The following is a 14,695-nucleotide window of genomic DNA, read 5'->3' as shown; positions in this document are numbered from 1 at the left end:
TATACAATACGTCCATTTAGATTACTCCACTGTAACACTTTTTGCAAGATTACGAGGTTTATCAACATCATTACCACGAGCCAAACTTGCATAGTAAGCAATCAATTGAGCTGGGACAATACTAATGATTGGTGATATCAATTCATCTACTTCAGGGATAATGATTTCGTCCCCAGGTTGTGCGTACTTTTTATTAGCAATTACTAAAACGTGTGCACCACGTGCTTCGACTTCTTGGATATTACCACGAGTATGACTGGCACCAACACCATCATTTACGTAGGCAATGACTGGAGTATCTTTTTCAATCAAAGCAATTGTTCCGTGCTTCAATTCACCTGCTGCAAAGCCTTCAGCGTGGATGTAAGAAATTTCCTTCAATTTCAAGGCTGCTTCAAGGGATAAGGCATAATCGACACCACGGCCGATATAAAAGGCATCTGATTTATCAGTTAAATAATCAGCAGTTAATTGTTTGATACGATCTTTTTCGTCAACAATCGTTTGAATACCATTAGCAGCTAATGCCAATTGCTCTTTCAAATTGAAATCTTTAGCAACTTGCAATCCTTTGGCTTCTCCAAGAGCTTTTGCTAACACGGCTTCAACAGCAATTTGTGCCGTATAGGCTTTAGTTGAAGCAACAGCAATTTCTGGCCCAGCAAGTAATTCCATAGTGAACGTTGCCTCTCTAGAAAGAGTTGAATTAGGTACATTAGTCATTGTCAAACTTGGTAAATTCAATTCATTAACTTTAACGAGTACTTGACGGCTGTCGGCTGTTTCTCCACTTTGTGAAAGGAAAATGAAGAATGGATGCTTGGAAAGTTTTGGCATGTGATAACCAAATTCACTACCAAGTTCAACGTCAACCGGAATATCTGCGATATTTTCAAAAATGTTTCTACCGACTAGACCCGCGTGATAACTAGTACCTGCAGCGACAATGTATAGACGATCAGCCTTTTGCAATTCAGTTAATAAAGCTGGTTCAACATTGAGTGAATTGTCATCATTAATGTAATTCTTAGAAATTTTTCTCATGACATTAGGTTGTTCGTCGATTTCTTTCAACATGTAATGTGCATAAGTTCCCTTAGAAATATCGTTAGCATCAAGGTTTACAGTGTAAGGATCTCTTTGGATCTTTGTACCATCGATTTTGCTGATAGATACAGAATTCTTTTCGAGAATAACGACTTCGCCATCATGAATTTCAACAAATTTATGTGTTTGATCAAGCATAGCCATCGCATCGGAACAGATAACGTTGAATCCATCACCCAAACCAATCAATAACGGACTCTTGTTTTTAGCAACAAAGATGCGGTCAGGTTGTTCTTTGTCAACCATGGCAAAGGCATATGAACCTTGAATCAAGCTCAAAGCTTTTCTAAAGGCACTTTCGCCATCCATACCTTGTTTAGCAAAGTAATCAACTAATTGCACAGCGACTTCAGTATCAGTTTGACTCTTAAAAGTAAAATCGGACAAATATTTATTTTTCAATTCTTCATAGTTAGTAATCACGCCATTATGTACGAGGTAGAAACGATTATCCTCGGAGAAATGAGGATGAGCATTTTCGACAGTTGGCTTACCATGAGTAGCCCATCTAGTATGTCCAATTCCGACAACACCTTGAACATCGCTAGTAACAGCATCTTCAAGTTTGGAAATCTTACCAACTTCTTTGACTAAGAAATCCTTACCTTTTTGATTATTAACGTAAATCCCGGCTGAATCGTAGCCACGATATTCAAGTTTTTCCAATCCATTTAATAAGATATCAGTTGCGTTTTTATTTCCAATTACTCCAACAATTCCACACATATTAATTAAAGCCTTTCTTAATTGGTATAGTTTAATATTTTCATAATGGTATAGTTCATTCGAATTAACTTTATCATCTTGCGACAATGAATAGAATACTAATTGATTCTATTCATGTCAAGAATTGTTTAATATTTTTTATAAATGGTATAGGTGGTATACACCATTTTAATTAATTGGTATATATCATTAATTGTGGTAATTCTTTTTTTGTGTGGTGGTAGTATGCCGTCCTCCATGGCAAAGCCGATTTTGGCTGGAACGATGTGGGCACAACTTTGAGCTTTTGCAAAGTGCGCAAAATCTCAAAGCTTGGCCTTCTACATAAGCGCTAAAGCGCTAAGTAGAATTTCACATCTGAGCCAAATCGGCTTTGCCATTCCGGACTGAGTAACAGATCTATTTTATATTTGCTTTCCACTTCAACAGGGTTTCTAGTTCTATTTTGAATAGAAATGGAAATTTAAATAGTACGAATAGTATGGTGCTCTTTTGGAATATTGTGCTTATATTCCAAAGTAAATCAACTTGTCCTGCCCTATTTCTTAATTAGTTTTGTAAAAATTATTTCAAATAGACGATGTATTCCACCAAACTAACAATCAAAACTACCAAAAAATAGAATCAACTATCTCACAATAGAAATTGCAAAATTCACAAAAATACAGCATAGATCCACAATCCAGTCTGGAGCAACAGCTCTGGGAATTGGCTTCAAGTTGCGTCCACAGCGTTCCAGCGTTTCCCAGAGCTGTTGCGGAAGACGGCATCCAATCAACAACAACCAAAAAGAACCACACCACCAAAACAAAAGAAAAGTACAAAAAAAGAGAGATTGAGTTTTTACCCTCAATCCCTCTTATTTAAATTCTATTATATTAGCTTAATTCACTTTTAACAACTTCAACGATTTGGTCACAGTATTCGTTGACTTTTTCTTCTGTTGCAGCTTCACACATAACGCGAAGAAGTGCTTGTGTACCACTAGGACGTACCAAGACACGACCATCGCCATCCATCTCATCTTCGACGGCTTTGATCACATCAAGAATTGGTTGATGCTTATCCCATGAATTCTTGTCGGCAACTGGGACATTAACTAATTTTTGTGGATAAACTTTTACAGGTGCTGCTAATTCAGCCAAACTCTTGCCGGTTTGTTTCATAACGTGCAATAAGTGTGTACCAGTTAGCATTCCGTCACCAGTGTTCATGTATTCATACAAAACAACGTGTCCTGATTGTTCACCACCGATGTTGTAATTGTTCTTACGAATTTCTTCAACCACATGACGGTCTCCGACAGCAGTTTGAACAGACTTCATCCCATTAGCTTCGATAGCCTTGTACAAGCCGATATTACTCATAACAGTTGTTACGATCGTGTCTTTCTTTAAACGGCCACCATCGTGTAAATATTTGCCTAAGATGAACATTATCTTGTCACCATCAACAATATTACCGTCAGCATCAACTGCTATACAACGGTCTCCATCACCATCGAAAGCAAGACCTGCTACGGCGTCTGACTCTTTAACACGTTGAGCCAATTGTTCAGGATGTGTTGAACCAACATTTTTATTGATGTTGATTCCATCTGGATGAGAAGCCATGATTTCGAAGTCAACATTTAAATCGGCAAACAAAGTACTTGCTAAACGACTAGTTGAACCGTTAGCAGTATCTAAGACGATCTTCATACCACTTAGATCATCAGATAGTGTTTGTTTCAAGAATTGAAGATATTTTTGTGCACCTTCTGGATAATCAGAAACACTACCTAAGCCCTCAGCTGAAGGTCTTGGTAAAGTATCTTCCTTTGCATCTAATAATTCTTCGATCTCTTCTTCAACATCATCTGCTAGTTTATAACCATCACCACCAAAGAACTTGATACCATTATCTTCAGCAGGGTTATGAGAAGCAGAAATCATAATACCAGCATCAGCTGAAACGGCACGTACCAAATATGCTACGGCAGGAGTTGTAATAACATCCAAGTTTAAAACTTCGATACCGACTGAAAGAAGTCCTGAAATTAAACTCTCTTGAAGCATTTGACCAGAAATACGAGTATCTCTAGCTACCAATACACGAGGATGTGCATTTTCACTTTCTGAATGTTGGGTTAGCACATAACCACCACAACGGCCCAATTTAAAAGCTAATTCTGGACTTAATTCTTTATTTGCAATACCTCTTACACCATCTGTTCCAAAATATTTTGTCATGAAAATTTACCCCCAGCGTCTATTCGCTATCATTATTATCGTTTGTTGAATTAGTGCTTGATGAACTTGATGAACTCGTATCATCTGAATCAGAATCTGACGAACTAGTACTAGACGTTTGATTCCCAGTCGTATTAGACAAAGTATTAGAATTTGTCTTACTGATAGTCACACTAATCGAAGTTGGATCAGTGAATGAAACTTTACTCCCTAAAGCATCACTCAAATTAACCGTCTTCTTAGTACTTTCCGTTACATTAGATAAATCAACCGGCACATCGATTGAACTATCGATGTCGTCAATCTGATCCTTTGTACCAAAAACTCTAACATTTTTTACATCAGATTCAAGTGTATACCCGTTACCCGATGAATTTCCCTTTTGTTTCAAATTAATAGTTACTTGTTTACTTTGAATCGTGATAGGGATTTTTACGTGTACCGTTTGTGGATCTAACGTAACATTTACAGTTTTACCATTTTTATCGAGAGCTTGCACTAAAACTTCTTGATCAAACGTAGATTTTATTCCTTTAGGTAAAATTGGTTTAACTACTACTCGATTGATTTTTTCAATTTCAGAAGCCGCCCCCGTAACAGTTACTTCTTGTGGTGAAACGTCCACAGTTCCTGTTTCATAACCAGTAGCTAATGACTCCTTGTTATAGTCGACATCAACCGTGAATTTCTTAGTTTCACGTTTTTGAATATTAACCGTTACATACTTAGGTTTGATACTGTAAGTCAATTCGCTATTCAAACCAGATTCTTTAATTTGAACACGATGTTGACCAATTGAGAGATCACGCAAATTTAAATACAAATTAAAATTTTGCGTGTTCTTAGTAGCAGTTACTAATGCTGCTGGTCCTTCAATAGTTATCTTAACTTTCTCGGGATATCCCGTTATGTAGTACTTATCAACATCTGCTTGCAATTGCAATGGCGCATTAATCGTAGCCTTTTTGGTCACAGTTGAAGTATTCGATTGATTAGAATCTCTTGTTGAGCCAACACCTGGCGTGCTGACAAAGAAGAATAGCCAAAGAGCACAACAGAGAGATATAAATGCGTAAAAATAATTACTATTAATTATCTTTTTCATCTTGTCTCTCCTTCTTCCGGTTTAGTTTTAAAAAGTCCAAAATTGAATGTGTTCCATTCTCATTAGGATCTTTTAACTGAGCGTGCAGATATTTCAAATAATCTTCACGGGAAAGATCAAGCATCATGTGCCCATTTCGAGTAATCATTACCCCGCCAGTCTCTTCAGAAACAACGATCGTGATAGCATCTGTAACTTCACTGATACCGACTGCCGCACGATGTCTGGTTCCGAGTTCCTTAGGAATAGTGTTACTTTCTGAAAGTGGCAAATATGCTGCCGCAACAGAGATTCGGTTATTTCTAATAATAACTGCCCCATCGTGTAATGGCGTATTTGGAATGAAAATATTAATCAACAATGCACCTGTAACTTCGGCATCCAAATCAATTCCGGTTTCAACATATTCTTCCAAACCAGTATTCATTTCTAAGGTGATCAACGCTCCAATTCGACGCTTACTCATATATTGAATCGCTTGGTCAAGACTTTCAATCAGATGATTTTTCGTCTTACCTTCTTCGTTACTGGTCGAACTAAAGAATGGCAACCGTCCCAAATGTTCCAATCCACGACGAATTTCAGGTTGGAAAATTATTACAATAACGATAATTCCCCAATTGATCAACTGATCCATTAAGTAAGAAACCGTATGTAAATTTAGAGCCCAACTAATCAGTTTGATTCCAAAAATAATCACGATTCCTTTTAACAATTGAACAGCTTTTGTGCCACGTAACATTGACAGAACTTTATACAAAAAATACCAGACTACCAGGATATCAACCAAGTTAGCCAAATTCTGCCACGTAAAAATATTGCTTGGTATAAAATTCATTTTCATAGCTCCTTAGTAGTTCGAACTAATTATAACAAACAATAAAAATTATAAAAGTTCATCACATTTTATATGTTAATCTACACCAATATTAATTACTTCTTCACTGTAATTAATATTTTGACGCAATTCATTAGCCGTTGCTTTACTAACTTTACCTTGTTCTAACATATCTTGAACAAAAGCTCGACGATAACTCAACGCTTTAATTTCCAAATTCATCCGGTCACTGTTAAATTGTGGCGAGCGGCCTCGATATTTACCCTGGAGTAATTCCAAGCGATCTTCATAATGACGTTGGAAAATATAAATTAAATTATCTTCTAAATCATCATGTTCAGTTTGACTCAATTCTTGTAATTTTTCTAAAGCACTCTTAGCACCAGCAATAGAAATTTTAATTGAATCCTGATTTATCTGTTTAATATCATCCGATTTAACTGAACGGTAAATAAGGTGACGTAATTGTAAATAAGTTCTTCTGAAATAATTGTAAAAAAATTCAATCGTTGGATTTGACCGACGATGAACAATCTCACGTTTATAACGAGCAATCTTTTTGATAGCCAGATCATAAGATTCTTCAGAAATTTTCTGATTGTTAAAGAGTTCTTCAATCGCCTCTAATTCGCAATTGAAACAAACATCCCACAATTCAGCATCCTTTTTCCCACGAACACGTCGTTTACTAATTTGATGAGTTTTAACTAAAGCATTCGATTGAATTCCAATGTTTCTTAAATCATATAAATATTCAGCAATCACCGACGAATAGACCGACGTGTCGCCGTCATCCATTTCTGCCCGTAATTTTTTGATTGTTTTTTCTAAAATTATTCGATTAGCTTCTTTTGCTGTCAACTCAACCGTTGGAATATCTTCTTCATCTGAATCGGTATCTTCATTATCAGCAAAAGTACTACCACGATAAGCAACTGGCGCGCTATTTTTAGTCAATAAAGGAATAATAAAAGTTGCTCCCAATAAACTAAAAATAATCACGGCACTAGCAATAAATAACACTAAAGTTCTCGATGGAAACGGTGCTCCACCTTTGATTGTCAACGGAATCGACAAAACACCGACCATTGTAACCGCACCACGAACACCAGAAATACCTGACATCAAACAATCATCAAAACGAGTTTTTGACCAAAAAGTGATTTTGCCATCACTATTGTTGGAAAATGTTGAATAAATATAACTCCACAAGAAGCGAATTACGACCAACATGATCCAAATAACAAAAGCTAGGATAGTTGCTCCAAAGGTATTGATATTATCGTTATGGACTAGTTTTTCCATCGCAAACGGAATCTCGATTCCCAGTAGAACAAAGACAATTCCGTTCAAGACGTAAACTACCAGATCCCATGTTCTTGAAGTAACTAAACGAATCTCCGGAGTAAAGTTACTCATATTTTTACTTGAAGAAATATTAAATATTCCGGCAACAACAACCGCCACAACTCCAGAAACATCAAAAACATCATCCGCTAAATAATAAATTATAAACGGAATAATGATTTGGATAATCGCATGCAAAATTGAATCGTCAACACCTTGGTTGATCAAGTACAGACGGATTCCATTGAAAATCCAAATCAAAGCGGCACCTAAAAGTGCCCCAACAATTGAAATGTAAAAGAAGTCGACCGTAGCATTTTTCAACGAGAAAACTCCTGTTACCGTAGCTGCAACTCCGTATTTAAAACAAATCAGACCAGATGCATCATTGATCAAACTTTCTCCGTTGATCAGATGCATTAATTTATCTGGAATATGAGCCTTTTTAGCTATTGACTCCACAGCTATTGGGTCAGTCGGCGACAAGACCGCAACTAATGTAAAAGCCACTGCCCAAGGTAAAGAAGGAATCAACCATTTAACAAATACTCCACCGACTACCGTGGATAAAATAACTAAAATGATGGCATTTCCCAAAATTGGACCCTTTAATTTCCAGAGCTCTCTTTTTGGAAAATTATTCCCATCATTGAACAAAATTGGCGCAATAAACGTCAGTAAAAACCACTCTGTATCGACACTAATTTTAATGTGCATAAATAATGCCGCGATAATTCCGGCCGCAATTTGTAATAAACTGGGGGGAATTGAGACAAAGTAGTGACTAATAATATTGGCAATAATTAATAATGAAAGAATCAAAATAATTGATTCAATTATTTCCACAGACAACACCTACCGTTTTCTTATTTTTTATCTTCACCAATAATGCGAACTTCGGTTTGAAGTTCAACATCAAATTTTTCTTTAACAGTCTTTTGAATTAGATGAATTAAATTCAAATAATCAGTTGCTGTGGCATGCTTAATATTGACGATAAAACCAGCATGTTTCATTGAAACTTGTGCTCCGCCAACCATTTTTCCTTGAAGACCAGCTTTAATAATCAATGGACCAGTAAAATGGCCCTTTGGACGCTTAAAGACACTTCCACAAGATGGATATTCCAAAGGTTGCTTAGAACGTCTAAGATTGTTCAATCGATCCATTTCTTCTTGAATTGTTTCCTTATTACCACGTTTAAGTGCAAACGTAGCACTAATAACGATACCACCATCATCTTGAACCAAACTGTGGCGGTATGAGAATTTCATATCTTCATGGGTCAAAGTCGTGATGTGACCATCTGGCAATAATACTTCTGCGGACTCAAAAACATCCTTAATCTCTCCACCATAAGCTCCGGCGTTCATAAAGACAGCTCCACCAACACTTCCGGGAATACCAGCCGCAAACTCAATTCCAGTCAACCCAGCTTTTTGAGCAGCAATAGTTGTATTAATAATCGTGGCACCTGCTTCGGCGGTAACTTTTGTATCCGAAACCGTGATCTGTTTAAAATTAGGTAGAATAATTACGATTCCCCTAATTCCACCATCTTTAATTATTAAATTACTAGCATTTCCAATAACTGTGATTTCAACATTATTGGCTCTGGCTGTATCAACAATTTCGACTAATTCTTCACGAGTTTTTGGAAAAGCCAAAACATCGGCGTTCCCACCTGTTTTAGTAAACGTATATTTACTTAAAGGCTCATTTAATTTAAATTCAATATTAGGTAATTTTTCAACTGGAAAATTCAATATTCATCATCCTTCGTGTAGCATAGACTTACATTTAATTTTATCACATCCTTATATACATAACGAACTAACAACCATCACATAATGCTATAATTATGCCGAGGTGATCAGATGAAACTTATATCCTGGAATGTAAACGGTTTACGTGCCGTTGTAAAAAAAGATTTTGTTAAAATTTTTCAAGATTTAGATGCTGACATTTTCAGTATTCAAGAAACCAAGCTCCAAGAAGGTCAGATTGACCTTGAATTACCTGGCTACCACCAATACTTTTTCTATGCTCAGAGAAAGGGCTATTCAGGGACTGCTATCTTTACAAAGGAAAAGCCAATAAACGTCAAAAATGGTTTGAACATCCCTGAATTTGACGATGAAGGTCGTACTTTGATCTTAGAATTTCCTAAATTCTATTTAATCAACAGTTATTCCCCTAATTCACAGCAAAAATTAAAGCGTCTCGATTATCGAATGCGTTATGACGATGCTTTACGAGACTATATGAATAAACTTGCAACAAGAAAACCTGTAATCTTGTGTGGTGATTTAAACGTTGCCCACGAAGAAATTGATTTAAAGAATGATAAAACTAATCATAAAAATCCTGGTTTTTCAGACGAAGAGCGTAATAAGTTTACAGAACTCTTAAATAGTGGTTTCATTGATAGTTTCAGAAGTCTTTACCCTAATGAAGAAAAATATTCTTGGTGGAGTTATCGCTTTAACGCCCGCAAGAACAATGCTGGTTGGAGAATTGACTACTTTGTCGTTTCTGACAACGGTAAAGATCTAATTCAAAATGCTGACATTTTGAATGATATTTATGGATCAGATCATTGTCCAATCGAACTAGACTTAACTTTAGGAGATTAATTATTTATGAATTTTGTCTCAATGGATTTCGAAACCGCAAATGGCAGCCGTTCTAGTGCTTGCTCTTTAGCTTTAGTATTAGTTAGAGATAATCAAATCGTTGATAACTTTTATACTTTGATCAACCCTCAACAATACTTTAGCTCTCGAAACATTCAAATCCACCACATTCATCCCGAAGATGTTGCCGATGCACCAACATTTGATCAAGTTTGGAATCATATTCGTCCACTATTTGATACAAGTCATTTAGTTGCTGCTCATAACGCTAGTTTTGATAATTCTGTTTTAAAAAATACCCTTACGGAATACGGAATTATGGTACCGAAATATTTAACTATTGATACTTTGAGAACTAGTCGAAAATTTTTCCCAGATTTTCCTAACCACAAATTGAATACTGTTTCTGATCGGTTAAATATTGACTTGCGGAATCATCACAATGCTTTAGCAGATAGCGTTGCTTGTGCTGAGATCCTGGTCAAAACCGAACAGCAATTTGGAATTGAACAAATAAAAAAGATGGTCAAGCTAACTAGCTAAACCATCTTTGACATTACAAACGTTTTATTTTTTTCTAACTCAGTTGTAAATCCATATTTTTGATAAATATGAATTGCAGCTGGGTTATTTTGATATACTTCTAAAAAAATTTTCTTTAGCGGTGAATCTTTTGCCCAAATTAAACAATCTTCAATCAAATACGAGGCAATCTTGTTATTCCAAAAATCTTGATCAACTACAACACCTAATTCAGCCTTCGTATCATCAACATTTTCAATGCGACAAAAACCGATGACTTCATCTTCAAAAAGTGCTAACTCCAATTCATCAAAGCGTGATTGGTAGATTGCATCCAGTGCCAATTCTTCTTTCTCACGAGTCAAATCATGGTCAAAAACGATGAAATCACTCTGCTTATCAGCTTTTTGTAAAAAATTAATCAATTTTTGGGCATCACTTGGAATTGCTTCACGCAATACTAATTGTTCGCTCATAGCAAATCTCCAAATTTACGATCCTCATATTTCTTACCACGCAATTTAAAGACAATTTGTCGATCAGTATCTGACAAGCGGGTAATATTGATTGAAATGTGTTCTGCAGGGATCTCATCTTTGATAAATTGTGGCCATTCGACGACCGTAACACCGTTACCATTGAAGTATTCATCAAACCCGAGATCCTCATCAGGACTGCTTTCCAAGCGATATGCATCCATATGATAAAGTGGCAAGCGTCCATCTTGATACTCGCGAATTAGTGTAAAAGTTGGACTCTTAACATTGCGTTTGATACCTAACCCTCTTGCTAGCCCGCGAGTGAAGGCAGTTTTACCTACTCCTAAATCACCATTTAAAACTAAAACGTCGCTAGGTTCGAGTAAAGTGCTGATTTTTGCACCTAAGTCTTCTGTTTCCTCATATGAATGTGTTGTTAATTGATATTCGAGCATAATTTCCCCTCAATTTTAAAGTAACAATTTTAGAGTGCCAAGGCGGCAGTTAAAATAGCTGTCTTAAAGACATCTTCTTCATTGCAACCACGTGATAGATCAGAAATTGGTTTAGCCAATCCTTGTAAGATAGGTCCAATCGCTTCAAAACCACCAAATCTTTGAGCAATCTTGTAACCAATGTTACCTGATTGAAGATCTGGAAAGACGAAAACATTAGCATGACCAGCGACTTTTGAATCTGGAGCTTTTTGAGCACCAACACTTGGTACGAAGGCGGCGTCAAATTGTAATTCACCGTCAAGATCTAAATCAGGAGCTAACTCATGAGCAATCTTTGTAGCCTCAGCAACTTTAGTAACTTCATCACTCTTAGCACTACCTTTAGTTGAAAAACTAAGCATAGCAACTTTTGGATCAATATCAAACAATTTTGCACTCTTAGCAGTTTGAACAGCAATTTCAGCTAATTCTTGAGCATTAGGGTTGATATTGATGGCACAGTCAGCAAACATGTATCTTTGATCACCCTTTTGAACAATGAAAGAACCACTGATTCTTGAGTTTCCTGGAGCTGTTTTAACAATTTGTAAAGCCGGTCTAACAGTATCACCAGTTGAATGAACTGAACCCGAAACCATTCCGTCAGCAATTCCAGTATAAACGAGCATTGTTCCAAAATAGTTATTGTCTAAAAGCATTGTTTGTGCTTGTTCTTTAGTATTCTTGCCTTTTCTACGTTCAACAAACTTATCAACTAAAGTATCAAAATCAGCATACTTTTTAGGATCAACAATCTTAATGCCAGCAATGTCAAATGATTTGTCAGCAGCAACTTGTTTGATTTGGTCAGCTTCCCCAATTAAAATAGGTTCTAAAATATTTTCTTTAGCTAAACGAACTGCGGCACCTAAAATTCTTGGTTCATCACCTTCTGGGAAAACAATTGTCAAATTTTTTCCATTAATCTTACTCTTTAAGCTTTCAAATAAATCCATTACTTTTCCTCCATATCCTCGGCATTCTCAGGTAACTGCCAATTGATCTCTTTTTCATTATAGAATAAAAGCGCTTTATTTGCTTTGGAAAATGGCTTTGAACCAAAAAATCCGTAGCGGGCTGCAAAAGGACTTGGATGGGGCGAAGAGATAATTGTATTCTTCGATTGATCGATCAAAGGAATCTTACTCTTAGCCGCATTCCCCCATAGGATGAAGACGACTTTACCACGTTCTGACAAAGCGTGAATGGCATAATCAGTCAGCTGTTCCCAACCTTTCCCCTTGTGTGAGAAAGCAGCCCCTCGACGAACTGTCAAAACAGAGTTCAACAAAAGAACTCCTTGTTTAGCCCAGGATTTTAAATAACCGTGATTAACTGGGGTGCAACCTAAATCGTCTTGTAATTCTTTATAGATATTACGCAATGAAGGTGGAATTTTTACCCCTGGAGCTACAGCAAAACTACAACCGATTGCCTGATTAGGTTCGTGATAAGGATCCTGTCCTAAAATAACCACTTTTGTATCTTTAAAAGAAGTCCACTGGAAAGCTTGATAAATATGATGCATTTCTGGATAAATCGTCTGAGTATTGTACTCGTTAACTAAAAATTCACGTAATTTTTCATAATACGGTTTGTCAAATTCGCTTTGCAAAACCTCTTGCCAATCATTTTTTATTAGCGTTTTCAAATTTACACCTACCTGTATGATATTAATTCTATAAAATATGGTAACATTCACATATAGCATAACGCACTCGGAGGGAACTTTATGATTAAATTAATTGCATCCGATATGGATGGAACTTTGTTAAATGATAAAATGGCTGTTTCTGATCGTAATATTCAAGCCATTAAAAATGCACAAAAGGCAGGAATTGAATTTTTGATTGCAACTGGTAGAAGCCTTGAGGAAGCTAAGCCATTCTTAAAAGATCGCGTTCATCCCGGATACATCACCTTAAACGGTGCCGAAATCTATGACAAAGATGAAAACTTGATTTCAAGTAATCCAATTTCTGAATCGTCAAAAATCAAAGTTATCAATTATTTGAAAGAACACCAAATTTATTTTGAAGTTGTAACCAACAAAGGAATATTTTCCGACAACAAAGATATGCGTGTAACTAGCTTAGCCGAATTACTGGTTAAATTAAATCCTAGTACGACCTATGAACAAGCGCTAGCAGATACTATGGAACGAATCAAATTGACACCAATGACTTTTGTCGACAGTTACGACAAAATCCTCAGTGATCCATCTTATCAAATTATGAAATTACTAGCCTTCAGCAATAAGGAACAAGAAGTTCTTGGACCTCTTAGAGCTGATATTGAAAAAAATATTAAAGATGTCGTAGTTACATCCTCATCACCCAACAACGTAGAGATTAATAGTATTGATGCGCAAAAAGGAATTGCTCTTCTACAATACGCAAAGGATAAAAACATCACTCAAGACCAAACAATGGCCATTGGTGATAATTTGAATGACGAGTCAATGATTCGTGATGCTGGAATCGGCGTAGCAATGCAAAACGCTATTCCTGCTATCAAAGATTTATCCGACATCACAACTGATAATAATGTTAATGACGGAGTTGCTCAGATTGTCGAAGAAGTCATAAATAAAGGCGACGATTTTACTAAATGATGAATTTATACATCCGAAAAGCGGATTTGACTGTCGGTAATATTTTGGTCATAACTAATCAAAATAAAGAGACAGTTTTTATCGCTTCACGAGACAAAGAGAATCCATTTTTGATCAAACTATATAATCGTTTAAATACGTTGATTGGTGAAATAAAATTAAAAAATAATTTTCTTAAAATTTATTCAATTGAAATCAATGGTGAAGAAAAAGCCACTATCAATGCCATCCCTATGCTAGATTTAAAGTACGTTCATCTAGGACAAATAAATTGGAATGTTTTTGGTAACTTAGTTATGTCTGATTATCACGTGACAAAAGATGGAAAAGAAATTCTAGTCGTTCAACCCACCATCCTAGCCCAAGGACATCCTGGTCTAGAACTAGATTTTACTAATATGGATGACGGACCAATTGGTACTCTATTGACAATTTTTTTGAATAAATATATCAAATTACCAACTTTATCTTCTAACACCGAACTAGACGGTAACTTATTAAAATCCAAAATACCTTATTTAAATAATTTCAAAAATAAATGTTAAAAATACCCCATTAGAAAAACATACTTTTCAGTGTGACTCTAATGGGGT

Annotated in this window: 14 protein-coding genes; 4 read left to right on the top strand and 10 right to left on the bottom strand. The window is 36.1% G+C overall.

From position 1 onward, the window contains the following. Positions 1–21 precede the first annotated feature (21 nt). The 6 genes from glmS to murB all read right to left on the bottom strand — a co-directional run bounded on the left by glmS (position 22) and on the right by murB (position 9,120). Entirely contained in the window at positions 22–1,833 is a 1,812-nt protein-coding gene (gene glmS, locus U8521_RS01850; RefSeq protein ID WP_334351675.1) for a glutamine--fructose-6-phosphate transaminase (isomerizing), read from the bottom strand. A gap of 878 nt (positions 1,834–2,711) precedes the next feature. Further along, a complete protein-coding gene (gene glmM, locus U8521_RS01845; RefSeq protein ID WP_135374475.1) occupies positions 2,712–4,064 on the bottom strand; it encodes a phosphoglucosamine mutase in 1,353 nt (450 codons plus the stop codon). A 19-nt stretch (positions 4,065–4,083) separates the two neighbouring features. After that, positions 4,084–5,169 (bottom strand): CdaR family protein, encoded by a 1,086-nt coding sequence (locus U8521_RS01840; protein WP_334333400.1) that lies wholly within the window; start codon positions 5,167–5,169, stop codon positions 4,084–4,086. Then, the gene (gene cdaA, locus U8521_RS01835) at positions 5,153–6,007 is read right to left on the bottom strand and encodes a diadenylate cyclase CdaA (protein WP_334333401.1); all 855 of its coding nucleotides are present in this window, start codon (positions 6,005–6,007) and stop codon (positions 5,153–5,155) included. Before cdaA ends, U8521_RS01840 begins: the two co-directional genes overlap by 17 nt. Positions 6,008–6,082: 75 nt before the next feature. Further along, positions 6,083–8,200 carry a cation:proton antiporter gene (locus U8521_RS01830; RefSeq protein ID WP_334351674.1) on the bottom strand — a complete coding sequence of 706 codons (2,118 nt, stop codon included), beginning with the start codon at positions 8,198–8,200 and terminating at the stop codon, positions 6,083–6,085. A gap of 20 nt (positions 8,201–8,220) precedes the next feature. Next, the gene (murB, locus tag U8521_RS01825; protein ID WP_334333403.1) at positions 8,221–9,120 is read right to left on the bottom strand and encodes a UDP-N-acetylmuramate dehydrogenase; all 900 of its coding nucleotides are present in this window, start codon (positions 9,118–9,120) and stop codon (positions 8,221–8,223) included. A gap of 111 nt (positions 9,121–9,231) precedes the next feature. Here murB and U8521_RS01820 point away from each other — a divergent pair, with 111 nt between their 5' ends. Continuing rightward, entirely contained in the window at positions 9,232–9,990 is a 759-nt protein-coding gene (locus tag U8521_RS01820) for an exodeoxyribonuclease III (RefSeq protein WP_334351673.1), read from the top strand. A 6-nt stretch (positions 9,991–9,996) separates the two neighbouring features. After that, positions 9,997–10,533 (top strand): 3'-5' exonuclease, encoded by a 537-nt coding sequence (locus tag U8521_RS01815; RefSeq protein ID WP_334333405.1) that lies wholly within the window; start codon positions 9,997–9,999, stop codon positions 10,531–10,533. Here the strand turns inward: U8521_RS01815 and U8521_RS01810 are convergent. From U8521_RS01810 to U8521_RS01795, 4 genes are read right to left on the bottom strand one after another with little or no spacing between them, the layout of a single operon-like run. Beyond that, positions 10,530–10,988 carry a GNAT family N-acetyltransferase gene (locus tag U8521_RS01810; protein WP_334333406.1) on the bottom strand — a complete coding sequence of 153 codons (459 nt, stop codon included), beginning with the start codon at positions 10,986–10,988 and terminating at the stop codon, positions 10,530–10,532. The two genes, U8521_RS01815 and U8521_RS01810, sit on opposite strands and share 4 nt — an antisense overlap. Next, entirely contained in the window at positions 10,985–11,446 is a 462-nt protein-coding gene (gene tsaE / locus U8521_RS01805; RefSeq protein ID WP_334333407.1) for a tRNA (adenosine(37)-N6)-threonylcarbamoyltransferase complex ATPase subunit type 1 TsaE, read from the bottom strand. The genes U8521_RS01810 and tsaE overlap by 4 nt, the downstream gene beginning before the upstream one ends. Positions 11,447–11,475: 29 nt before the next feature. Continuing rightward, on the bottom strand, positions 11,476–12,444 hold the full coding sequence (gene pta / locus U8521_RS01800) for a phosphate acetyltransferase (RefSeq protein ID WP_334333408.1): 969 nt from the start codon (positions 12,442–12,444) through the stop codon (positions 11,476–11,478). Continuing rightward, on the bottom strand, positions 12,444–13,139 hold the full coding sequence (locus U8521_RS01795; protein ID WP_334333409.1) for a uracil-DNA glycosylase: 696 nt from the start codon (positions 13,137–13,139) through the stop codon (positions 12,444–12,446). Before U8521_RS01795 ends, pta begins: the two co-directional genes overlap by 1 nt. Before the next feature lie 81 nt (positions 13,140–13,220). Between U8521_RS01795 and U8521_RS01790 the strand changes: the two genes are divergently transcribed. Together U8521_RS01790 and U8521_RS01785 are read left to right on the top strand one after the other, a co-directional pair. Then, positions 13,221–14,102, top strand: a complete 882-nt coding sequence (locus U8521_RS01790; RefSeq protein ID WP_334351672.1) for a Cof-type HAD-IIB family hydrolase — start codon at positions 13,221–13,223, stop codon at positions 14,100–14,102. Continuing rightward, positions 14,099–14,647 (top strand): hypothetical protein, encoded by a 549-nt coding sequence (locus tag U8521_RS01785; protein ID WP_334351671.1) that lies wholly within the window; start codon positions 14,099–14,101, stop codon positions 14,645–14,647. The genes U8521_RS01790 and U8521_RS01785 overlap by 4 nt, the downstream gene beginning before the upstream one ends. Positions 14,648–14,695 lie beyond the last annotated feature (48 nt).

The sequence above is a fragment of the Companilactobacillus miaonis genome, from assembly GCF_036913615.1.
GTDB lineage: Bacteria > Bacillota > Bacilli > Lactobacillales > Lactobacillaceae > Companilactobacillus.
The sequence above is the reverse complement of the archived record's forward strand: the minus strand, read 5'-3'. Positions and strand labels throughout refer to the sequence as shown.